17 protein-coding genes and 2 riboswitches are annotated in these 22,163 nt (G+C 61.5%); of the genes, 7 read left to right on the forward strand and 10 right to left on the reverse strand.

Annotated features, from left to right (window positions below):
• Positions 1-12: 12 nt before the first annotated feature.
• Genes PSEBG33_RS12240 through PSEBG33_RS12230 form a run of 3 tightly spaced genes read right to left on the reverse strand, consistent with a single transcriptional unit; the run spans position 13 to position 2,740 of the window.
• On the reverse strand, positions 13-882 hold the full coding sequence (locus PSEBG33_RS12240) for a rhomboid family intramembrane serine protease (protein WP_005788690.1): 870 nt from the start codon (positions 880-882) through the stop codon (positions 13-15).
• On the reverse strand, positions 879-1,853 hold the full coding sequence (locus PSEBG33_RS12235; RefSeq protein WP_164365996.1) for a metallophosphoesterase: 975 nt from the start codon (positions 1,851-1,853) through the stop codon (positions 879-881). Before PSEBG33_RS12235 ends, PSEBG33_RS12240 begins: the two co-directional genes overlap by 4 nt.
• Positions 1,850-2,740, reverse strand: coding sequence for an NAD(+) kinase (locus PSEBG33_RS12230; RefSeq protein ID WP_003217892.1), 891 nt, complete (start codon positions 2,738-2,740; stop codon positions 1,850-1,852). Before PSEBG33_RS12230 ends, PSEBG33_RS12235 begins: the two co-directional genes overlap by 4 nt.
• A 145-nt stretch (positions 2,741-2,885) precedes the next feature.
• Here PSEBG33_RS12230 and PSEBG33_RS12225 point away from each other — a divergent pair, with 145 nt between their 5' ends.
• Complete coding sequence (locus PSEBG33_RS12225) at positions 2,886-3,833, forward strand: DUF1853 family protein (protein ID WP_005788698.1); 948 nt, start codon at positions 2,886-2,888, stop codon at positions 3,831-3,833.
• 129 nt (positions 3,834-3,962) lie between these two features.
• On the opposite strand, the gene PSEBG33_RS12220 is transcribed toward PSEBG33_RS12225, so the two are convergent.
• From PSEBG33_RS12220 to cobW, 4 genes are read right to left on the reverse strand one after another with little or no spacing between them, the layout of a single operon-like run.
• Positions 3,963-4,565: a vWA domain-containing protein gene (locus PSEBG33_RS12220; protein WP_032803902.1), complete on the reverse strand. Its 603-nt coding sequence runs from the start codon at positions 4,563-4,565 to the stop codon at positions 3,963-3,965.
• 53 nt (positions 4,566-4,618) lie between these two features.
• Positions 4,619-5,617 (reverse strand): ATP-binding protein, encoded by a 999-nt coding sequence (locus PSEBG33_RS12215; RefSeq protein ID WP_005788702.1) that lies wholly within the window; start codon positions 5,615-5,617, stop codon positions 4,619-4,621.
• Positions 5,617-9,378: a cobaltochelatase subunit CobN gene (cobN, locus tag PSEBG33_RS12210; protein WP_005788704.1), complete on the reverse strand. Its 3,762-nt coding sequence runs from the start codon at positions 9,376-9,378 to the stop codon at positions 5,617-5,619. The genes PSEBG33_RS12215 and cobN overlap by 1 nt, the downstream gene beginning before the upstream one ends.
• 2 nt (positions 9,379-9,380) lie before the next feature.
• On the reverse strand, positions 9,381-10,442 hold the full coding sequence (gene cobW / locus PSEBG33_RS12205; protein WP_005788706.1) for a cobalamin biosynthesis protein CobW: 1,062 nt from the start codon (positions 10,440-10,442) through the stop codon (positions 9,381-9,383).
• Positions 10,443-10,533: 91 nt separating this feature from the next.
• Positions 10,534-10,734: riboswitch (cobalamin riboswitch) on the reverse strand.
• Between the two features lie 263 nt (positions 10,735-10,997).
• On the opposite strand from cobW, the gene PSEBG33_RS29575 reads away from it, so the two are divergent.
• From PSEBG33_RS29575 to cobM, 5 genes are all read left to right on the forward strand, one after another.
• Positions 10,998-11,567: a hypothetical protein gene (locus PSEBG33_RS29575; protein WP_198287270.1), complete on the forward strand. Its 570-nt coding sequence runs from the start codon at positions 10,998-11,000 to the stop codon at positions 11,565-11,567.
• A gap of 116 nt (positions 11,568-11,683) precedes the next feature.
• Positions 11,684-11,888: riboswitch (cobalamin riboswitch) on the forward strand.
• Positions 11,889-11,984: 96 nt separating this feature from the next.
• A complete protein-coding gene (locus PSEBG33_RS12200; RefSeq protein WP_005788708.1) occupies positions 11,985-12,173 on the forward strand; it encodes a CbtB domain-containing protein in 189 nt (62 codons plus the stop codon).
• 11 nt (positions 12,174-12,184) lie between these two features.
• Entirely contained in the window at positions 12,185-12,889 is a 705-nt protein-coding gene (locus PSEBG33_RS12195; protein WP_005788710.1) for a CbtA family protein, read from the forward strand.
• On the forward strand, positions 12,886-13,278 hold the full coding sequence (locus PSEBG33_RS12190; RefSeq protein WP_005788711.1) for a cobalamin biosynthesis protein: 393 nt from the start codon (positions 12,886-12,888) through the stop codon (positions 13,276-13,278). Before PSEBG33_RS12195 ends, PSEBG33_RS12190 begins: the two co-directional genes overlap by 4 nt.
• A 71-nt stretch (positions 13,279-13,349) precedes the next feature.
• On the forward strand, positions 13,350-14,096 hold the full coding sequence (gene cobM / locus PSEBG33_RS12185) for a precorrin-4 C(11)-methyltransferase (protein ID WP_005788713.1): 747 nt from the start codon (positions 13,350-13,352) through the stop codon (positions 14,094-14,096).
• Positions 14,097-14,218: 122 nt separating this feature from the next.
• On the opposite strand, the gene nfuA is transcribed toward cobM, so the two are convergent.
• The 3 genes from nfuA to PSEBG33_RS12170 all read right to left on the reverse strand — a co-directional run bounded on the left by nfuA (position 14,219) and on the right by PSEBG33_RS12170 (position 18,261).
• A complete protein-coding gene (nfuA, locus tag PSEBG33_RS12180; protein ID WP_003190728.1) occupies positions 14,219-14,803 on the reverse strand; it encodes a Fe-S biogenesis protein NfuA in 585 nt (194 codons plus the stop codon).
• A gap of 59 nt (positions 14,804-14,862) precedes the next feature.
• Entirely contained in the window at positions 14,863-15,888 is a 1,026-nt protein-coding gene (locus PSEBG33_RS12175) for an acyltransferase family protein (protein ID WP_005788715.1), read from the reverse strand.
• An 81-nt stretch (positions 15,889-15,969) separates the two neighbouring features.
• On the reverse strand, positions 15,970-18,261 hold the full coding sequence (locus PSEBG33_RS12170) for a fatty acid cis/trans isomerase (protein WP_005788718.1): 2,292 nt from the start codon (positions 18,259-18,261) through the stop codon (positions 15,970-15,972).
• 167 nt (positions 18,262-18,428) lie between these two features.
• Here PSEBG33_RS12170 and metH point away from each other — a divergent pair, with 167 nt between their 5' ends.
• Complete coding sequence (gene metH / locus PSEBG33_RS12165) at positions 18,429-22,139, forward strand: methionine synthase (protein WP_005788719.1); 3,711 nt, start codon at positions 18,429-18,431, stop codon at positions 22,137-22,139.
• The last annotated feature ends 24 nt before the right edge of the window (positions 22,140-22,163 follow it).

The raw sequence follows: 22,163 nt of genomic DNA on the forward strand, positions 1-22,163 counted from the left end.
GGCTCTTCCTTATCAAATAGACGATTTGCGACGGTTGTACAGCCCGCCGAGCAAACCGGTGAGGCAACCGATAACCAGGCCGCCGACATGGGCCGCGTTGGCGATTTGGCCGAAGCCGATCATCGAGACCAGCCCCGACAGGCAGAGCAGCAGCCACACCAGCATCATCACCAGCACCCCACGGGGCAGGCGATAGGCTGGGTTGGGAGACAATAGTTGAAAGATCCAGCAATGCCCGAGCAGGCCATACAACACACCGGACAAGCCCCCGAACAGGCCAGGGCCGCCATAAGCGTATTGCGTGTAGTTGGAGACCAGGCTGAACAACAGGGTCAACCCCAGCAGGTTGATACTGCCCTGGCGCGCTTCGATGCGCCGGCCCAACTCCCAGTACCACATGCCGTTCATGGCCAGGTGCAGGATGCCGAAGTGGATCAGCATCGGCGTGACCAATCGCCACCACTGCCCTGAAGCGAGCGTGTCGGCCAGCGGTGTGAACTGGATGTACTCGCCCAGCACCCGGAAAGGCAGGAACGTCAGCCAGGCCATGGCTTGCAGGTTTTCACCAAGCAGGGTCACGGCGCCGACGATGAGGCTGGCCAGCAACACCAGCGCGGTGACCGGACTATGGCGTACTTGCTGGACAAAGCCTGGCCGAGCAACCGGTGCCTGTTCGGGAATATCCAGCTGCTGGTCCGGGTCGCCGGCAGGAAAGCGTTGATACAACACGCGCACGTCATCGCTGATGGTTTCGGGCACCCACAACACTTGCTCGCCCGCCTCCTCACTGACGCGATGGGGCACCTGCATGCGTTGCAGCAACTTGACGAAACCACCCAGGTCGACGCTCAGGGGCAAGCGCAATACGGCTACGGTACTCATGGAATGGCCTCAGGTCGCTCAACGTCGACCCATACAAATTTACGCGGATCCAGTTGGGTTTCCTGGTCGAGTCGATACGCCACCAGCTTGCCGTACAGCACCGCGCTGTAGTCCAGGCAGGCCAGGTTCGGGCGGATCGGCGCCGGTTTGCCGCTGCGCCAGTAGTGGCCGACGAACAACAACGGCTCGTCGACGCCGTAGCGCAGCAGGGAATTCTTTTCGGTGGACGACAACGGCGTGCGCGCCACCGGCTCTGGCAAAGCGTCGGGCTGGAACACGATGTCACCGTAGGTCTTGGGGTCATCTTCCCAGAACTTGGTACGGAAGAACGACCGCGTCAAGCCATCGCCACCGGTCAGAGTCAGGCCATCGGGCAGACGCATATCAGTGCCGCGCAGCAAGCGGTCGAAGGCGTTGCAGGCAAAACTGCCCGGTACGGCTGCGGCTTGCAGGAAGTGCTGGTCGATGCAGCCATCCGGGAAGGTGGCGCGCAATGGCTGGATGAAGCCTTCATCCCAGCACGCGTGCACCACGCGAAAACGCCCGGCGTCGACAAACAGCGGCATGTCGTAGAACCAGCCGAGGAAGTCGTGCCAGTCGGCCGGGTGGTGCTCGAACTGGGTCAGGGTCTCTTGGATCAACCGCGCATGACGTGGGTTGTGCTCGCGCACGAACTGCCTGCCGCTGCCGGGTGGTGCCGGGGTGGTCCAGCCCAGCGCATTGAACTCATGGTTTCCCATGATGCACAGCGCCTGCCCGGCCACGGTCATATCGTGGACGATATGCAGCGCCTCGCGGATGCGTGGGCCACGGTCGATGATATCGCCCAGGAACACCGCCATGCGCGACGGATGGCGCCAGGTGCCGCCCTGCTTGTGGTAACCCAATTGGTCGAGCAAGTGCTCAAGGGTATGAGCGCAACCGTGCACGTCACCAATCAGGTCGTAGCTACGCGCGGGATCGAGCATCAGTCGCCCCCACCCCCCAAGCGGCTGCCCCAGCCCAACTTGGTACGGCACACTTCGTAGTAGTTGTGATCCAGCGGGTGGATCAAGCGCAACTTCTGTGCCTTCTTGCTCACGGTGATGGTGTCACCGGGGGCGCAGGTGAAATGGTTCTGCCCGTCGCAGGAGACTTGCGGGTAGATCTGCATGTCTTTGGACACCACGATTTTCAACTCACTGTTGCCATCGACCACAATCGGTCGACTGGACAACATATGGGGGTACATCGGCACGATCACAATGGCATCGAGCTTGGGGTGCATGATCGGGCCACCGGCCGACAGCGCATACGCGGTGGAGCCGGTAGGCGTGGCGACAATCAGGCCGTCGGCCTTCTGGCTGCACACGAACTGGCCGTCGATATACAGCTCGAACTCGATCATCCGCGTGGATTTGCCCGGGTGCAGCACCACATCGTTGAGGGCATCGCCCTGCCCGATCGCCTCGCCATGGCGACGCACTTCGGCTTGCAGCAGGAAGCGGTTTTCCACCAGATAATGGCCGTCGAGCACCTTGGCCACTTCGACTTCCAGCTCATCGGGGCGGATGTCGGTCAGAAACCCCAGGCTGCCGCGGTTGATCCCCAGCACCGGCACGTTATGCCGCGCCAGCGCCCGGGCGGCACCGAGCAGGCTGCCATCGCCGCCGACCACGATGACCATGTCGCAGACCTCGCCGAGCATCTTGCGCGACGAGGTCTGCAGGCCGTGGCCCGGGAGGATTTCGGCGATGGTGTCTTCGAGGATCACATGCAGGTGGCGCTCGAGCAGAAACTTCTTCAGCCGGCGGACGGTGTCCAACACCTGGGTACTGCCCAGGCGACCGATAATGCCGATATTGCGAAATTGCTCCATGGGGCTCCTGCGGGATTTGGGGTGCGGCAAAAAAGAACGATTATGGGCGAAAGGCCGCCTCAGGCAAAATCCTTTGTCGCCGCCGCGCCTTGATGACAATGGTTCTCAGGCACCTTCACCCGGCTGAAAAGGCTATGCTCGGACCATGACCGTGTTCCCTGACTTGCACAACTTGCCTCGCCAATTGCGCCACCCCGAGGTGCGCGACCTGGCGTGGGTGATCCTCGCCCCGCCCATGCTGGCGCAAACGCCGTGGCCGCAGCGCCACCCGCTGGCCGGCAGTGACTGGGTGCAGGCGCCACACCGGCTTGAGCATTGGCTGCGTGCGCTTGATCAGGACAGCAGCGCCCTGCAGCAGTGGCTCAGCCTGTCGCGCACACGGCGCCTGGGCCTCTATTACGAGCGCCTTTGGCAGTTTGCCGTGCAGCACGCGCCGGGTGTGGAATTGCTGGCCGCCAACCTGCCGATCCGCCGCGCCGGGCATACCCTGGGCGAACTGGACATGCTGTTGCGCGACCGCGATGGCGTGCACCATCTGGAACTGGCGATCAAACTCTATCTTGGCCCACAGGACGGCAATGGCCAGGACACCGCGCAATGGCTCGGCCCGGGCTGCCATGACCGGCTGGACCGCAAGCTGGCGCACCTGGCCGAACATCAACTGCCGATTTCTGCACGGGCCGAGAGCCGCGACGCCTTGGCGGCGCTGGATATCCAGGTGTTCGATGCGCATTTGTGGCTGGGCGGTTATCTGCTCTATCCCTGGCCTGGCACGGCGCAACCCCCAATCGGCGCCCACCCGCAGCATCTGCGTGGATGCTGGTTGCATCAGCGTGACTGGTCGGATTTTGTCAGCACCCGCCCGCCCGGCCACTGGCAACCCCTGCCCCGCCACGCCTGGTTGGCACCTGCGCATTACACGGCGGATCAAGTGTGGAGTGAAGCGCAGATGCAAAGCTGGCTGAAGGACCTGGATCCGATGGCACCGGCGCAGTTACTGGTGCGAATGGTGCACAGCGGTGAGGATTGGGAAGAAGCCGAGCGGCTGTTTCTGGTGGCGGATCTTTGGCCGAATGTGCCGGGGGCAGGCTGATAGATCCTCGGTGTATTCAAGGCAGCCATCGGGAGCAAGTCGAATCGTCGCACCGCCCCTCCCACAGGTAGTGCTGCGGCGCACTGAAAAATGTGGGAGGGCTTGCTCCCGATGGCGACTGCCCAGGCACTACAACGCATCAATATGCTGATAATCCAACTGCAACCCCATCGCCAACTCCTGAGCCCGCCCCAACCGGATCGGCCCGCGCTCAATGTCTACCAGTAACCCCGGGCACTCCAACGGCGGCAACCCATCAATGGCTTTGAGCCGACCATCAGTGATCACCAGCAATCGCTGTTGCTGCGCCGGGTAACGCTTGCGCCGCGCTTTGAGCCACTGCCCGGCCTCGCTCAAGGCGGGGAGCAGCGGCGTACCGCCACCGGCGCCTAACTGCTCCAGCCAACCCGTCAAGCCCTTCGCCGCCTTCAAACCTTGCACCTGCCACCTCGGCGATGCCCCGCTGGCCGTCAACAGCGCCATGCGCGCCCGTTGCCGATAAGCGTCGTCGAACAGCTGAGCCAACAAACCCTTGGCATCGGTCAACGCCCGATGGCGCCGGGTGGACGCCGAGGCATCGACGATTACCAACCACAGTTCCGGCGCCGAACGGCTACGCAGGTGGAACAGCAGGTCATCACGGCATTGTGGCCGTCCACCGAGCAACGTACCCGGCCAATTGATCCTGCCGTTCTGTGCGCTGCGCGCCGTGCCCTGCCTGCCGTTGTCCAGCCGCCCCGCCTGGGGCCGGGCATCCGCCCCCGCGTCAGGTCGAGGGCGAATGCCTAGGGCTTTTTTGGCCAGGCCGGTACATCGCGGCGGGCGCCCGTGGGCAAGGCCGGCGCAGGCATATCGCCCCATTGGCCCTGCCCGGGCGAGCTTTCAGACGGTTTTGATGACTGTCCTTGATTCGGCGGTGCGGCCGGGGGCGTTTGCTGCTGACGACGGTGGCGCAAGGCAAACTCGGCCACCGCTTCAATGTCTTGCTCGGCAATGGCTGACGCGCCTCGCCACGCCGCATGGGCCCGGGCGCCACGCAGCCAGACCAGGTCGGCGCGCATACCGTCCACGCCTGCGGCAAAGCAACGTTCGGTAATCTGTGCCAACGCGTGATCGTCCAGGTCGATGCTGTCGAGTCGCGCCCGCGCCTGCGTGCAGCGTTCGCGCAACTCGGCTTGCGGCGCGGCCCACTGCGCGCAGAAGGCCGCCGGATCACTGTCGAAATCCAGGCGACGACGAATGATCTGCCCACGTTCGGCGGGCAAGGTCTGCCCGCTCAGCGCCACATTGAAACCAAAGCGGTCGAGCAACTGCGGGCGCAACTCGCCCTCTTCCGGGTTCATGGTGCCGATCAGCACAAAGCGCGCCGAATGCCGATGGGAAATACCGTCGCGCTCGATCAGGTTGGTGCCGCTGGCGGCCACGTCCAACAGCAGGTCCACCAAATGGTCGGCCAGCAAGTTGACTTCATCCACATACAGCACGCCGCCGTCAGCCTTGGCCAACACGCCGGGGGAAAATTGTGCACGGCCTTCACCCAGTGCGGCATCCAGGTCCAAGGTGCCGACCAGGCGTTCCTCGGTCGCGCCCAGGGGCAAGGTCACGAACTGGCCGCTGGCAAGGAGGTCCGCCAGCCCACGGGCCAGGGTCGACTTGGCCATGCCCCGCGGACCTTCGATCAGCACGCCGCCGATGCGGGGGTCGATGGCGGTCAGGCACAGCGCCAGTTTCAGGTCGTCAGCACCGACCACGGCGGACAGCGGAAAATGGGGAATCTCGGTCATCAGCTGTCTTCTTCTATATCCAGCAAGAGGTTTTCCAGTGCTTCGCGATAAGCCCCCGGCGCCTGCCACATGCCCCGCTGCTGGGCTTCGAGCATACGCTCGGTCATGTCGCGCAGGGCATCGGGGTTGTGCTGCTGCACAAACGCCCGGGTGTCAGGGTCCAGCAGGTAGGCATCGGCCAGCAGTGCATATTGATGATCGTCGATCAACGCGGTGGTGGCGTCGAAAGCGAACAGGTTGTCCACGGTCGCGGCCATTTCAAACGCGCCTTTGTAGCCATGGCGTTTCACGCCTTCGATCCACTTGGGGTTGGCAGCGCGGGCGCGGATCACCCGGTTCAGCTCTTCCTTCAAGGTGCGGATTCTGGGCAAGTCCGGCTGGCTATGGTCGCCATGGTAGCTGGCGGCCTTGTCACCGCTCAGGGTTTCCACGGCGGCGAGCATACCGCCCTGGAATTGGTAGTAATCATTGGAATCGAGCAAGTCGTGCTCGCGGTTGTCCTGGTTCTGCAACACCGCCTGCACTTGGCTCAGGCGCTGGGCAAACTGCTCGCGGGCGGCGGTGCCTTCATCGGAGCCCCCGTAGGCATAGCCGCCCCAGTTGAGGTAGACCTCGGCCAAGTCCTCGCGGCTCTGCCACAGGCGCCCGTCAACCGCGCCCTGCACGCCCGCGCCATAGGCACCCGGTTTGGCGCCGAAGATGCGCCAGCCGGCCTGCTTGGCCGCAGCCTCTGCATCCAGGCCCGACTCAACCAGCGCCTGGCGCTCGCTGCGCACCTTGGCGGCCAGCGGGTTCATGTCGTCCGGTTCATCCAGGGCCGCCACCGCCTGCACCGCTGCGTCGAACAGGCGGATCAGGTTGGCGAAGGCATCGCGGAAGAAGCCGGATACGCGCAGGGTCACGTCGACACGCGGGCGATCCAGCAGGCTGATCGGCAGGATTTCAAAATCGTCGACCCGCTGGCTGCCGGTGGCCCATACCGGGCGCACGCCCATCAGCGCCATGGCCTGGGCGATATCATCACCGCCGGTGCGCATGGTGGCTGTGCCCCAAACCGACAAGCCCAACTGACGCAAGTGGTCGCCGTGGTCTTGCAGGTGACGTTCGAGAATCAGGTTGGCCGATTGGAAACCGATGCGCCAGGCCGTGGTGGTTGGCAGGTTGCGTACGTCCACGGTAAAGAAGTTACGCCCGGTCGGCAGCACATCCAGGCGCCCGCGACTGGGCGCACCGCTGGGCCCTGCCGGGACGAAGCGCCCGCTCAAGGCATCGAGCAGGCCGCGCATTTCCGCCGGGCCGCAGGCGTCCAGGCGTGGTGCCACCACGATGCGCAGGCTTTCGACGACCGACTTGACGTCCTCCCAGCCAGGCTCCTCCAACTGCTCGACAGGGCCTTCCAGCGCCTGCTCGATCAAGCGCGTGGCGTAGAGCTCCAGGCGTTCGCGGGTATCGCCAGCGGTGCGCCACAACTGCCCGTCAATCTTTTGCAGTACCAACGGGCGCCGGCCCGTCCATGGCTCGGCCAAGGCGCAATCGAGCGGATCGAAGCCCAGCTCGAAGGCCTTGGCCAGCACCCGCAACAGGCTAGATTGCGGGCCACGGCCATCGCCACGGGGAATGCGCAGCAACGCCAGCAAGGTGTCGATGCGCAAGCGGCCCTCGGGCGACTCGCCAAAGATATGCAGGCCGTCGCGGATCTGCGACTCCTTCAAATCACACAGGTAGGTGTCCAGGCGCGGCAACCAGATGTCGGCGTCAGTCTCGCTGTCCAGCTCCAGCTCCTGGTCGATGCGGGTTTCGCGCACCAGTTTGAGAATGTCTTTTTGCAGCTCAAGCGCGCGGCGCGGGTCGAGCAGTTGCGCCTCGTAATACTCGTCGGCCAACAACTCAAGGTTACGCAACGGGCCGTAGGTTTCGGCGCGGGTCAACGGCGGCATCAAGTGGTCGATGATCACCGCCTGGGTGCGCCGCTTGGCCTGGGCGCCCTCGCCCGGGTCGTTGACGATAAACGGGTAGATATTGGGCAGCGGCCCCAGCAATGCATCCGGCCAGCAGTTTTCCGACAGACCGACGCCCTTGCCCGGCAACCACTCCAGGTTACCGTGCTTGCCCACATGAATCACGCCGTGTGCGCCGTAGGTGTGACGCAGCCAGAAATAGAACGCCAGGTACCCATGGGGCGGCACCAGGTCCGGGTCGTGGTACACGGCGCTCGCGTCCACCTGGTAACCCCGGGCCGGCTGGATGCCGACGAAGGTCAGGCCCAGGCGCAGGCCGGCGATCATCATGCGGCCGTCGCGGAACATCGGATCGTTTTGTGGAGCGCCCCAACGTTCCAGCACGGCCTGGCGATTGGACTCGGGCAGTCGATCGAACAACGCCTGGTACTCGGCCAGGCCCAGGCTTTGATGGCACGGGCGCTGGTCAAGGCTGTCGAGGTCGTTGGTGACACCGCCGAGCAGCTCGTGGATCAGTGCGGTGCCGCTGTCCGCAAGCGCCGGCGCCACCGGATAGCCTTCAACCTGCAAGGCCCGCAGGATATTCAGCGCCGCTGCTGGCGTGTCCAGGCCCACACCGTTACCGATGCGACCGTCACGGGTCGGGTAGTTGGCGAGGATCAAGGCGATGCGTTTGTCGGCATTCGGCACCCGGGCCAAGTCAACCCAACGCCGCGCCAGTTCAGCGACAAAATCCATGCGCTCGGGCGCTGCGCGGTAGCACACCACGTCAGACTGGCTGCGCTCGCTGCGCCAGGCCAGGTCCTTGAAGCTGATCGGCCGGCTGATGATGCGCCCATCCAGCTCGGGCAAGGCAATATGCATGGCCAGATCGCGAGGGCCGAGCCCCTGCTCGCTGGCTTCCCAGCCGGGCTGGTTATCCTGGGCGCAGATCGCCTGGATCACCGGGACGTTGCGCCGAAACGGTCGCAGATGCGGCACTTCGGGGCTGGATTGGGCAAAGCCTGTGGTGTTGAGGATCACCGCGACTTGCACGTCGTCCAACAGGTCCTCGACCACCGTGAGGCAACCGGGCTCTTTCAAACTGGCCACTGCGATGGGCAACGGGTTCAGGCCCGCTGCCTGCAAGCGCTGGCAGAACACATCGATAAATCCGGTATTGGCCGCCTGCAAGTGGGAGCGGTAGAACAACACCGCGGCCACGGGGAAGTCGGCGCGCCAATCCGCCTGCCAGTCATTGAGGCGGGCATTGGCTTTGTGCGGGTGATAGATCGCCGTACGCGGCAAGGTTTGTGGCTCGGCCCAGGCATAGTCGCGGCCCAGATGGGCGCTGGCCAGGCAGTGATAAAAGTCCAACGCATTGCCCAGGCCACCCTGGCGCAAAAAGTGCCACAGACGCTCGCGCTGTGCAGCAGCGACGGTGCTCAGGCCGCTGAGTTCCGGGTCTGGACGATCATCCCCCGGCACCAGGATCAACGTGACGCCACGCTCGGCCAGCTCTACCAGGCGCTCGATGCCGTAGCGCCAATAACCAATGCCGCCATGCAAGGAAATCAGGATGACCTTGGCGTGACGCAACACCTCATCGACGTACAGGTCGACCGAGGCGTGGTTCTGCACCTGCATCGGGTTGGCCAGGCGCAGGCTGGGGTAATCCTCGGGCAACTGCTGGGCGGCTTCGGCCAGCAGCGCCAGGCTGGAGTCACCGCTGCACAGGATCACCAGCTCGGCGGGGGTTTGCCCAAGGTCGGCAATATTGTCGTCCGCGACGAAACCACCGGGTTGGGTCCTGAGCAGGTGCATGGTTAAACGCTGAGGGCAGCGCGCAATTGCGCTTCAAGGCCAGCGGCGTCCAGCTCCTGACCGATCAGCACCAGGCGCGTGATACGCGCTTCATCGGCCCCCCAGGCACGGTCGAAGTGCTTGTCAAAGCGCGTGCCCACGCCCTGGATCAGCAGGCGCATCGGCTTGTTCGGGATAGCAGCAAAGCCTTTGACGCGCAAAATGCCGTGTTGCACCACCAATTGGGTCAGGGCGTCCAGCAACAGTGCTTCGTCGGCTTGAGGCAAGTCGATGGAGATGGAGTCGAAAGCATCGTGATCGTGGTCGTCTTCGCCTTCATGGTGATGATCGTGATGACTGTGGCGAGCGTCGATATGCTCTTCGGAGCCGGCACCCAGGCCGATCAGCACGTCCAATGGCAGGCGACCGCTGCTGGCTTCGATGATCTTGACCGCCGGCGGCAGCTCTTCGGCCACTTCCCGGCGCACGCGGGCCAGGTCTTCGGTGCTGATCAGGTCGGCTTTGTTGAGGATCACCAGGTCGGCGCTGGCCAGTTGGTCGGCGAACAGCTCGTGCAACGGCGACTCGTGGTCCAGGTTCGGGTCCAGTTTGCGCTGGGCGTCGACTTGATCCGGGAACGCAGCGAAAGTGCCGGCGGCCACGGCCGGGCTGTCGACCACGGTGATTACCGCGTCAACCGTGCAGGCGCTACGGATTTCCGGCCACTGGAAGGCTTGCACCAGGGGTTTGGGCAAAGCCAGGCCAGAGGTTTCGATGAGAATATGGTCAAGGTCGCCACGACGGGCCACCAGCTCACGCATTACTGGGAAGAACTCTTCCTGAACCGTGCAGCACAGGCAGCCGTTGGCCAGTTCGTACACGCGGCCGTTGGCTTCTTCTTCGGTACACCCGATGGAGCATTGCTTGAGGATTTCGCCGTCAATGCCCAGCTCGCCAAACTCGTTGACGATCACGGCTATGCGACGGCCCTGGGCGTTATCGAGCATGTGGCGCAGCAACGTGGTCTTGCCCGAGCCGAGGAAGCCGGTAACGATGGTGACGGGGAGTTTGGCCAGTGTTTTCATCGGATGCCCTTTGGGGCGGGCATACGGGACGACAGGCCCTGCGGCACGCGCAGCAGCGGATTTCGTCACCGGATCACCCCGCCCGGTTGAATTGGAAAATCAGTGACGAGGCAGGTCTCCTGGCTTGGGGCGTGCAGGTCTTGTGACCAACGCTGACTGCGCCTTCCCGCCGTCTCGGCAGTGGCGTGGCAATCAACTGAACCCTTCACAGTTGCGGGGGCAGCCGCGGCTTGAACCGCGTTCCCTTCTTAGCTTCGGCCTGAGCCGAAGAACCTCGAGGGTGCAAGGCTACGCAGTGCAACGGAGCGGGTCAATGTCGCGCCGCCTAAAGCATAAACATACCCAGCCTGTGCCTTAACCAACTCAGTCTTTGTAAGGCTTGCGCCGATCCCGCAAAAGCGCCTGCAATATGATGTCATATTCAATACGGAACGGTCGCGCAGAACGACACCACGCAGCAGTGCTCATTTCATACAGACACTCCTGCCATTTCGCAATTAGCGAAGTGTTTTTGAAATGTGGCGAATTTTAATCCATTGGCTTCAGGAATGAATCATGCTGATATCGACTTCTAACGCGCCCACTCCCTTCGCTCTTTTTAACGAAACAGGTGCAATCAATAACAAACCGCGAGTCAGTACTGACGCTGTTGAGCGTGCGCCGCAGAGTTCCCTGGCCAGCCCTCCGGCCGCACTGAACAATCATAGTAATCTGCCGCGATTCAAACGATCAGAGCCGCTTTTGAGCAGCCTTGTGGAACAGCCCACCAGCGCCCGCCCTAAGGTAGTCCATTACCAACAGGACGCTGTGATGAATAAGATAAAGCAGCACTTTCGTGAGTACGCCGCAGGCGAAAATGACCGTTTTGTAAACGTTAACGAATTGAAAGAAGCGGCAGGTCAGGTGCCAAGCACCAGAACTTTTTCCGCCGAGGCAACCTTGTATGCCAAGATACTCCTGCAAAACCCTCGGGCACTTCGTGAGCTAGATATCGGTATTGGTGACAATGGCAGGCCCGGCGCAGAAGATGGAAGATTCGATATTGCAAACATCAATCACATGCTAACAAAGCCCACTTTCATGGGGCAGCACCATACCGTTTTGCTGCGTTATAGACCCAACTAATTAATCTGGTCAAGTTACACAGTCGGCGATGTTTGACACTTGATCGCAAGGCTTCGACAGGCAAGGGGTGTTCGTCAAGACGCATCAATTTGACGTACATCACTGCGTCATGCTCTCCTACACATCTTGTTTCGGGTGCCCTTCACAGGGTGAAACGGGAAACCGGTGAGTCGATGCGTCGACGAGTCCGGTGCTGCCCCCGCAACGGTAAGCGAGCGAAGTGTCACAGCCACTGTGCAAATGCATGGGAAGGCGACGCTTTCAGGACGTTCAAAAGTCCCCTCGCAAGCCCGGAGACCGGCCCGAAAAAATCAGATAACAAACCCGCGGTGGGCGGGCGCTGTTCAGAACCCTGCGTGCCTGGCTCGCGGGGTTTTCATGCGCTCGTTTCACCCTGACACCTGAAAGGGACGCGCCATGTCGATCATCAGCAGCACTTCGCCCTCCGCCAGCAGCACTGCCACCTTGAGCCAACGCCTGACCGCCGCCATCGGTGCGTCAATCCTTGGCGCGTGCCTGGTGTATTTCGCCGGTTTCTCCCATATCGAAGCCGTGCACAACGCGGCCCACGATACCCGCCATAGCGCCGCGTTCCCGTGCCACTGAGACCTGCCGACATGATCAAGCGTATTGCCCAAACTGCAGGGTTCACCGGCCTGTTGGCCGCCCTGCTGCTGACCCTGCTGCAAAGCTTGTGGGTCGCGCCGTTGATTTTGCAGGCGGAGACCTTTGAAAAGGCTCCAGCTGTTGCCGAAGTCACCCATGAACATGCTGCTGGCGCCGCTGCCCACACCCACGACGCCGAAGCCTGGGAGCCGGAAAATGGCTGGCAGCGCGTGCTGTCGACCACCGGTGGCAACCTGGTCGTTGCGGTCGGGTTTGCGCTGATGCTGGCCGGCCTGTACACCCTGCGCGCACCAACCCGTACAGCTCAAGGGCTACTGTGGGGCCTGGCCGGTTACGCGACATTCGTACTTGCGCCGACCTTGGGCCTGCCGCCTGAACTGCCGGGCACCGCCGCCGCTGATCTGGCGCAACGGCAGATCTGGTGGATCGGCACTGCCGCGTCTACCGCTGCCGGCATTGCTTTGCTGGTGTTCGGTCGCGGCTGGTTGCTCAAAGTGCTGGGCGTGGCGATCGTCGCCGTACCCCACGTGATTGGCGCCCCACAGCCGGAAGTCCACTCCATGCTGGCCCCGGAGGCCCTCGAAGCCCAGTTCAAGATCGCATCGCAGTTGACCAATGTGGCGTTCTGGCTGGCCCTTGGTCTGATCAGTGCCTGGCTGTTCCGCCGTAACCGCGACGAACACTACTCGGCATGACCCTCGTCGTCGGCCTGGGTTGCCAGCGGGGTTGTGATGTCCGAACCCTGCTGGAACTCCTTGATAGCGCCCTCGCCGAAGGCGGCATTGAACGCCAACGCATTACCGCGCTGGCGAGCATTGATCGCAAACAGGCTGAGCCGGGGTTGGTGGCCCTGGCCCAATTGTTGAGCCTGCCCTTGCAGTGTTTCAGCGCCGAACAACTGGCCGGCTTTGAACATCGGCTGAGCCACAAATCAGCCGTAGCATTTAGCCATACCGGCTGTTACGGCGTCGCCGAAAGCGCCGCATTGGCCCTGGCTGAGCAACTCGCCCACGGCCCCGCCCGCCTGCTCATCACCCGCAAGAAAACCATCCAGGCCACCATTGCATTGGCCTGCGCCGGTTAAAATCCCGATAATTGCCGCTCTCGATCATGAGCATTCTTCATGCTCGCCCGTTTTTTCAACAGGAATTCCCCATGACCGTCTACTTCATCGGCGCAGGCCCCGGCGACCCGGAACTGATTACCGTCAAGGGCCAGCGGCTGATCCGCAGCTGCCCGGTGATCATCTACGCTGGCTCGCTGGTGCCTGCGGCGGTACTGGAAGGTCATCAGGCACACCAGGTGGTCAACAGTGCCGAGCTGCATCTGGAACAGATCATCGACGTGATCAAAGCCGCCCATGCGCAAGGCCAGGATGTGGCGCGCGTGCACTCCGGCGACCCGAGCCTGTATGGGGCGATTGGTGAGCAGATCCGTCACTTGCGCGAGTTGGGCATTCCCTTCCAGATCATTCCCGGGGTTACGGCGGTGGCTGCCTGCGCGGCGTTGCTGGAAACCGAACTGACCCTCCCGGACATTGCCCAGAGCGTGATCCTGACCCGCTATGCAGATAAAACCAGCATGCCGGCGGGTGAGGACTTCGACAGCCTGGCCCGGCACGGCACGACAATGGCCATTCACTTGGGGGTCAATCATCTGGAAAGGATCGTCGCTGAGCTGCTGCCGCACTATGGTGCAGATTGCCCGATCGCCGTGGTGCACCGCGCGACATGGCCGGACCAGGATTGGGTGGTGGGTTCGTTGAGTGATATTGCCCAGAAGGTCGCGACTAAAGGCTTTCGGCGTACGGCGCTGATTGTGGTCGGGCGGGTGTTGGCAAATGATAGCTTTGGCGAATCCTCGCTGTACCGCGCAGGTCACGCCCACCTCTATCGCCCCTGAAGAAATGGATTAATCCACAGCCAATCCAAACTATCAGACAATCATCATAACTTGCTGAATTTAGAGCATAAAAAACGGCGCTCACGGGGCGCCGTTTTTTAATCTCGCAGTGAACGCCTTACTTAGTAGTAGGCGTTTTCTTTCTGCGTGTGGTCGGTCACGTCACGTACGCCCTTGAGCTCGGGAATACGCTCAAGCAAGGTGCGCTCGATGCCCTCGCGCAGGGTCACGTCCGCCTGGCCGCAGCCTTGGCAGCCACCGCCGAACTTCAATACGGCAATACCGTCATCCACCACGTCGATCAGGCTCACCTGGCCGCCGTGACTGGCCAGCCCCGGGTTGATCTCGGTTTGCAGGTAGTAGTTGATGCGCTCGTTGACCGGGCTGTCGGCGTTGACGTTCGGCACCTTGGCGTTGGGCGCCTTGATGGTCAACTGGCCGCCCATGCGATCGGTGGCGTAGTCGACTACGGCGTCGTCAAGGAAAGCTTCGCTGAAGGCATCGATGTACGCGGTGAAGCTTTTGAGCCCCAGGGCGGTGTCTTCAGGCTTCTCTTCACCAGGCTTGCAGTAGGCAATGCAGGTCTCGGCGTACTGGGTGCCGGGCTGGGTGATAAAGACGCGGATGCCGATACCCGGGGTGTTCTGCTTGGACAGCAGGTCAGCCAGGTAATCGTGGGCGGCGTCGGTAATGGTTATGGCAGTCATGGAAACTCCTCACAGGCTTGCCGGCAGTTTACGCCAAATCATTACAGAGGTACAAAGTCCTAGTATTTTTGTCGGGAAATAATTGCCCGCCCCTCAATACCCAGTAAACGCTTGAGCGTGCGATAGCTTGCCTTCTCGAGCCATTGGTAGCTGCCATAGGCGCCCAGTACTATCAATACAATGCATACCGGCAGGATTGTGTAGGGATCTATTCCGGTTCGGTCAGCGACCCATCGCCCCACGGCTAGCACCAGCACGTGGATCAAGTACACCGAGTAAGAGCAATCACCAAGCAGCTTCAAAACGCGAGAATCTTGAAAGTAACGCTCCAGGGTCACACAACTGATAACCAATATCGCGCTCGGCACGCCCCATTCCAGCGCACGGGGTATGTCTGCCCCATGATAAATCGCCGCCAGCGCCGCCGCGATGCCCAGCAACGGCAACCACGCGCTGGCCTGACATAGGCCACGCCGGTAAAGCATACCGATCACAATGCCCATCAGAAACTCGAAAATAATGTCCTCATGGTAGAAGCCGCTGGCCAGGTCAAAGGCGGGAGTGATGATGTAGCACACCAGATACAGCAGCGCTGCTACCACCCACAAGCGATAGGCCGCGGGCACCAGCAAGGCAAAGGCAAACAGGCAATAAAACAGCATCTCGAAATTCAGTGTCCACCCGACATCGAGCAGGGGATAGACGCCGAAGCCTCCCGGGTTTTGGGCCGGGATAAAGAGCATCGACATGAGTACATGACCGGGTTCGAGCCGAGCCTCTGGAAAGATCGCAGGCACAACGGCAACCACGAGAATCATGATCAAGGTATAGAACCAATACGCCGGAACAATCCTCGCTATGCGCATCAGCATGAAACGCCCGGGGCTCAGCGCTTTGTCGGCAGTCGCCAGGTAAATCACCAAGCCACTGATGACAAAGAACACATCCACTCCAATGGCGCCTTTGTCGACAAACAGAGATTCCAGCGCGTTGCTGGCTTCAAAGTTGAAAAAACCTTGCATGAAATGGTGGCCCACCACACTCCATGCCGCCAAGGCGCGTAGAAACTGCACTGAAATCAACATCGGTGTCCCCTGTCCAGTCCGTAGGTAGGTATCCGACTGCTTCAGTGCTCACTTGGAGAAATGACCGGACCAATACAGTAGTTATAGATTCTCGTAGCGGTTCATGTCCAATACACCCTCTTCCACTGGCGTGGTTTCACGAATGTAGCGCGACAAATCGTGGAAGTATTGCCAGAACTGCGGATGACTGCGGCGTACCCCCCAGCGCTCGACTATTTTCTCAAACCGCTTGGCATCCTTGGCCTGCTCCATTTGCGTGACGAATTGCGGCACCTCTTGAGCTGGAATGTTGAACATGAAATTCGGGTAACTGCTCATCACCCCCGGATAGATGGTCAGTGTGTCGAGGCCCGGCTGGTAGCGATAAGCCTCACCCAACAGGAAAGCCACATTACTGTGGGCACGGTTACGCAGCATGCTGTAGACCACGCGCTGACCACCCTGGGTTTCGATGCGCAGCATAGTGGCTTCGGGCAACTGGTCGATCACCTTGAGCCCCGCCGCCGGGCGCGATGTCAGGCGGCTAAGCGCCTGTTCGGCGTCCCGCAAGGCCGGGTCGATACCAGTGCGCGAGCAATAGGCCCCGGTGCAGCGGTTGATTGGGTCGGGGCTGACGTTCAAACCGCCGTAACGCGTCAGCAGTTGGTTGGCAAAATCGCGCTTGGGATCTTTCTCGTCCAGATGCAGCCCCGTGGGCTTGTCGTCATCAATGGCTTCATAGTCCAGCCACAACTTGAGCTTGCCACTGTTCTGGTACCAGTCATCAAGGAAGTCCTCGCGGGTGTCGGCCGGCATCAGACGCAGGAAGTTCTGTTCGGCGCCGTTGCGGATCAGGTCGAAGTACAAGCGCGTCTGGGCCTGGTGCGACACATTGCCGAACACGTCGAAGTTGACTGCCAGTTGGTAATAAGTGCGTTCCAGCAGTGGGTAATCGAACAGCCACATCGTCTGCGGCACCTCGCCGATCAGGCCCTTGGTCACCGAGGCGCTGTCGAAATGGCGGAAGATGGTCAGCAAGGCATTGTCATTACCCGCCCACAAACTCGACCAACTCGGCGGCGGCACATCTGCGTAGCTATCGCGGCGCAACGCCTCATACTGATTACGCTTGTCGCGATAGGCCAGCCACAGGCCCAGCACACTGCCCACATCATCGTTTTGCCCAGGCATGGCCAACAATGGCGTGGCCTGGCCGCGGTAACGGGCATCGGTGATGTACAGGTCATGGTCCGGCTCCTGGAACAGTGTCCAGAAGTTATCGCGGATCACGTCCGTGGCGATCTGCCCACGGCACACCGGCCCCCGGATGAAAGTGCGCACGAAGTATTCGGCGTTATCCAACATGAACTGATAACGCGCCTTGGCCGGTATGGCTTCGAAGGTTTCGAACGGGTTGGCGCGGCGCCCCGGCCCATAGCCCGGCAAGGCGCTCACCTGCCAGTCACCGGAATAGAAGAGGTCTTTGATCCGCGCCATTTTCGCCGCGCTGAACGGGTAAGTGATGTGGGTTTTATGCACGATCACGCCCTGTACCGGCCACAGGCGGTAATAGACCTGAGTGCCTGGGTCATCGTTAGGACGTCGGGTCGCGATCAGGTCGATCGGCTGCCCGCTCGGCGTACGCGAACGCACCCACTGGAAGTAATGCCCCGGCTCGCCGTTCTCGAAGTAAATGTGGGCGAGGAACAAATGCTCGTACAACCAGCGCGCCACCAGGCTTTCCCGGGCGCCCGGCTGGTTGAACAGGGATTCCCATTGCTGCACCTGCAAGGCTTCCCTGGCGCTGGGCGCCAGACTCTGCTCATCAATCGGCGCACCGGAGGCCAGCCAGCGTTGCAGGGTCTGGTATTGCTGGTCGGTCAGGCCGGTGACGGCCAGCGGCATGCCCTCCTTGGGATGGGCGCCGGCATAGGCGTTGAACTCGCCGGGCGTCGCGCACATGTTTTGGCGGCTCAGGCCCAATACAATCTCGTCGGGCAGTTTGGCATTGGGTGGCAATGGCGCGTTATGCCCCAGCTCCAGCATACGTGCCATCAACGCAGCCTGGCTGCCCTGGGCATCCAGTACCGAGTAGAAGCCCTTCTGCTGCCAGGCTTGTTTGCCGAACGCGTCATAGAACAGCCGTGTAGTCGGTGTGGCCTGGCTACGCTCGCCGTCGTACACCGGCACCTTGCTCGCGCCACGGGCCGCGCCCTCTGCGCTGCCAAGGTTGAGTTGGCAAGCAGAGTCGTAGCAGGCATGGCAGGCCACGCACTTCTCGGTGAAGATCGGTTGGATATCGCGGGTATAGGAAATCGCCGAAGCGCGGCCCTCTGCCTGCGCAGTACTGGCTATCAAGGCCAGGACGGCGCTGACGATCAAACGAAGTGACATGTATCGGGTCCCGATTCAAGGCGTGCGGTCTGTGAAATGGCGGTAATTCTACCGGGCCATGACTGCCAGCAACGTGAGCGATATTCATGCAGAACCCATGTACGCTAAAATTCGGCACAGGTTTGCTATGATTCACGCCCTCCGTAATGCCTGACCAGAGTAGTCCCATGCCCGATCGTAGCGCTCGCCTGCAAGCCCTTCACCAAGCCCTCAAGGACCGTATCCTGATCCTCGACGGTGGCATGGGCACGATGATCCAGAGCTATAAGCTTGAGGAGCAGGACTACCGAGGCAAACGCTTCGCCGACTGGCCAAGCGACGTGAAGGGCAACAACGACCTGCTGGTCCTCACTCGCCCCGACGTGATCGGCGGGATCGAAAAGGCTTACCTGGACGCCGGCGCCGATATCCTCGAAACCAACACCTTCAACGCCACGCGCATCTCCATGGCCGACTATGGCATGGAAGAGCTGGCCTATGAACTGAACGTGGAAGGCGCGCGCCTGGCGCGCAAGGTGGCCGACGCCAAAACCCACGAGAACCCGGCCAAGCCGCGTTTTGTCGCCGGTGTACTGGGCCCGACCAGCCGTACCTGCTCACTGTCCCCGGACGTGAACAACCCTGGCTACCGCAACGTGACCTTCGATGAGCTGGTGGAAAACTACACCGAGGCCACCAAGGGCCTGATCGAAGGCGGTGCCGACCTGATCCTGATCGAAACCATCTTCGATACCCTCAACGCCAAGGCCGCGATCTTTGCCGTGCAAGGTGTATTCGAGGAATTGAATGTCGAACTGCCGATCATGATCTCCGGCACCATCACCGACGCCTCGGGCCGTACCCTGTCGGGCCAGACCACCGAAGCGTTCTGGAACTCGGTGGCGCACGCCAAGCCGATTTCGGTCGGCCTCAACTGCGCCCTCGGCGCCAGCGAACTGCGCCCGTACCTGGAAGAGCTGTCGAACAAAGCCAACACCCATGTGTCGGCGCACCCCAACGCCGGTCTGCCCAACGAATTCGGCGAATACGACGAACTGCCATCGGAAACCGCCAAGGTCATCGAAGAGTTCGCCCAGAGCGGTTTCCTGAATATCGTCGGCGGCTGCTGCGGCACCACACCGGGCCATATCGAAGCCATTGCCAAGGCCGTTGCCGGTTATGCGCCGCGCCCGATCCCGGACATTCCCAAAGCCTGCCGCCTGTCGGGCCTGGAGCCGTTCACCATCGATCGCAGCTCGTTGTTCGTCAACGTCGGCGAGCGTACCAACATTACCGGCTCGGCCAAGTTCGCCCGCCTGATCCGCGAAGACAACTACACCGAGGCCCTGGAAGTCGCCCTGCAGCAGGTGGAAGCCGGCGCCCAGGTGATCGACATCAACATGGATGAAGGCATGTTGGATTCGAAGAAGGCCATGGTGACCTTCCTCAATCTGATCGCCGGCGAGCCGGACATCTCCCGTGTGCCGATCATGATCGACTCCTCCAAGTGGGAAGTGATCGAGGCCGGCCTCAAGTGCATCCAGGGCAAGGGCATCGTCAACTCCATCAGCATGAAGGAAGGCGTCGAGCAGTTCATTCATCACGCCAAACTATGCAAGCGTTACGGCGCTGCGGTGGTGGTGATGGCCTTCGACGAAGCCGGGCAGGCCGACACCGAAGCGCGTAAAAAAGAGATCTGCAAACGCTCCTACGACATTCTGGTGAATGAAGTCGGCTTCCCGCCGGAAGACATCATCTTCGACCCGAACATCTTCGCCGTCGCCACCGGTATCGAGGAGCACAACAACTACGCCGTCGATTTCATCAACGCCTGTGCCTATATCCGCGACGAACTGCCGTATGCGCTGACCTCGGGTGGCGTGTCCAACGTGTCGTTCTCGTTCCGTGGCAACAACCCGGTGCGCGAGGCGATCCACTCGGTGTTCCTGCTGTATGCGATCCGCAGCGGCCTGACCATGGGTATCGTCAACGCCGGTCAGTTGGAGATCTACGACCAGATCCCGGCTGAACTACGCGATGCCGTGGAAGATGTGGTGCTCAACCGCACCTCGGAGGGCACCGACGCCCTCCTCGCCATCGCCGACAAGTACAAGGGTGATGGCAGCGTCAAGGAAGCCGAAACCGAAGAGTGGCGTAGCTGGGAGGTCAACAAGCGTCTGGAGCACGCGCTGGTCAAGGGCATCACCACGCACATCGTCGAAGACACCGAAGAGTCGCGCCTTTCGTTCGCACGTCCGATCGAAGTGATCGAAGGCCCGCTGATGTCGGGCATGAACATCGTTGGTGATCTGTTTGGCGCCGGTAAAATGTTCCTGCCCCAGGTGGTCAAATCCGCCCGAGTGATGAAACAGGCCGTGGCCCACTTGATCCCGTTTATCGAGCTGGAAAAAGGCGACAAGCCGGAGGCCAAGGGCAAGATCCTGATGGCCACGGTGAAGGGCGACGTGCACGACATCGGCAAGAACATTGTCGGCGTGGTGCTCGGTTGCAACGGCTATGACATCGTCGATTTGGGCGTGATGGTGCCTGCGGAAAAAATCCTGCAAGTGGCCAAGGAACAGAAGTGCGACATCATCGGCCTGTCCGGTCTGATCACACCGTCATTGGATGAGATGGTCCACGTGGCCCGTGAGATGCAGCGCCAGGACTTCCACCTGCCGCTGATGATCGGTGGCGCCACCACCTCCAAGGCGCACACGGCGGTGAAAATCGAGCCCAAGTACAGCAATGACGCCGTGATCTACGTCACCGACGCCTCGCGCGCCGTGGGTGTGGCCACGCAGTTGCTGTCCAAGGAGTTGAAGGCCGGTTTCGTCGAAAAGACCCGCCTGGAATACATCGACGTGCGTGAACGCACCTCTAACCGCAGTGCCCGCACTGAGCGTCTGAGCTACCCGGCCGCCATCGCCAAGAAGCCGCAGTTCGACTGGGCTACTTACACGCCGGTGGTCCCGACCTTTACCGGTGCCAAGGTGCTGGACAATATCGACCTCAAGGTGCTGGCTGAATACATCGACTGGACGCCGTTCTTTATCTCCTGGGACCTGGCCGGTAAATTCCCACGCATTCTTGAGGACGAAGTGGTCGGCGAAGCGGCGACCGCGCTATACGCCGATGCCCAGGAAATGCTCAACAAGCTGATCGACGAAAAACTCATCAGCGCCCGCGCCGTATTCGGCTTCTGGCCGACCAACCAGGTGCAGGACGATGACCTGGAAGTCTATGGCGACGACGGCCAGCCCATTGCCAAGCTGCATCACCTGCGCCAACAGATCATCAAGACCGACGGCAAGCCCAACTTCTCCCTGGCCGACTTCGTCGCGCCCAAGGACAGCGGCGTGACCGACTACATCGGTGGCTTCATCACCACCGCAGGTATCGGTGCCGAGGAAGTGGCCAAGGCTTATCAGGATGCGGGCGATGACTACAATTCGATCATGGTCAAGGCCCTCGCCGACCGCCTGGCCGAAGCCTGCGCCGAATGGCTGCACCAGCAAGTGCGAAAAGAACACTGGGGTTACGCCAAGGACGAGCAACTGGACAACGAGGCGCTGATCAAGGAGCAATACAGCGGCATCCGCCCTGCCCCGGGCTACCCGGCATGCCCGGATCACACCGAGAAAGCCCAGCTGTTTCAACTGCTGGACCCTGAAGCCCGTGAAATGCGGGCCGGGCGCAGCGGTGTGTTCCTCACCGAGCACTACGCGATGTTCCCGGCGGCGGCCGTCAGCGGCTGGTACTTCGCCCATCCGCAGGCGCAGTACTTTGCCGTGGGCAAGGTCGACAAGGACCAGGTCGCCAGCTACACCGCACGCAAAGGCCAGGACCTCAGCGTGACCGAGCGCTGGTTGGCACCGAACCTGGGGTATGACAACTGAGCCAAACCCCGACCACCCGGCTCG

Origin of the sequence: Pseudomonas synxantha BG33R, assembly GCF_000263715.2 — a bacterium.
Taxonomy (GTDB): Bacteria; Pseudomonadota; Gammaproteobacteria; order Pseudomonadales; family Pseudomonadaceae; genus Aquipseudomonas; species Aquipseudomonas synxantha_A.

Bases quoted from the DNA above. Each gene is read 5' to 3' on its own strand.
- PSEBG33_RS12240 (WP_005788690.1), bottom strand. From the start codon at position 882: ATGAGTACCGTAGCCGTATTGCGCTTGCCCCTGAGCGTCGACCTGGGT.
- PSEBG33_RS12230 (WP_003217892.1), bottom strand. From the start codon at position 2,740: ATGGAGCAATTTCGCAATATCGGCATTATCGGTCGCCTGGGCAGTACC.
- PSEBG33_RS12225 (WP_005788698.1), top strand. From the start codon at position 2,886: ATGACCGTGTTCCCTGACTTGCACAACTTGCCTCGCCAATTGCGCCAC.
- PSEBG33_RS12215 (WP_005788702.1), bottom strand. From the start codon at position 5,617: ATGACCGAGATTCCCCATTTTCCGCTGTCCGCCGTGGTCGGTGCTGAC.
- cobN (WP_005788704.1), bottom strand. From the start codon at position 9,378: ATGCACCTGCTCAGGACCCAACCCGGTGGTTTCGTCGCGGACGACAAT.
- cobW (WP_005788706.1), bottom strand. From the start codon at position 10,442: ATGAAAACACTGGCCAAACTCCCCGTCACCATCGTTACCGGCTTCCTC.
- PSEBG33_RS29575 (WP_198287270.1), top strand. From the start codon at position 10,998: ATGCTGATATCGACTTCTAACGCGCCCACTCCCTTCGCTCTTTTTAAC.
- PSEBG33_RS12200 (WP_005788708.1), top strand. From the start codon at position 11,985: ATGTCGATCATCAGCAGCACTTCGCCCTCCGCCAGCAGCACTGCCACC.
- PSEBG33_RS12195 (WP_005788710.1), top strand. From the start codon at position 12,185: ATGATCAAGCGTATTGCCCAAACTGCAGGGTTCACCGGCCTGTTGGCC.
- PSEBG33_RS12190 (WP_005788711.1), top strand. From the start codon at position 12,886: ATGACCCTCGTCGTCGGCCTGGGTTGCCAGCGGGGTTGTGATGTCCGA.
- cobM (WP_005788713.1), top strand. From the start codon at position 13,350: ATGACCGTCTACTTCATCGGCGCAGGCCCCGGCGACCCGGAACTGATT.
- nfuA (WP_003190728.1), bottom strand. From the start codon at position 14,803: ATGACTGCCATAACCATTACCGACGCCGCCCACGATTACCTGGCTGAC.
- PSEBG33_RS12175 (WP_005788715.1), bottom strand. From the start codon at position 15,888: ATGTTGATTTCAGTGCAGTTTCTACGCGCCTTGGCGGCATGGAGTGTG.
- PSEBG33_RS12170 (WP_005788718.1), bottom strand. From the start codon at position 18,261: ATGTCACTTCGTTTGATCGTCAGCGCCGTCCTGGCCTTGATAGCCAGT.
- metH (WP_005788719.1), top strand. From the start codon at position 18,429: ATGCCCGATCGTAGCGCTCGCCTGCAAGCCCTTCACCAAGCCCTCAAG.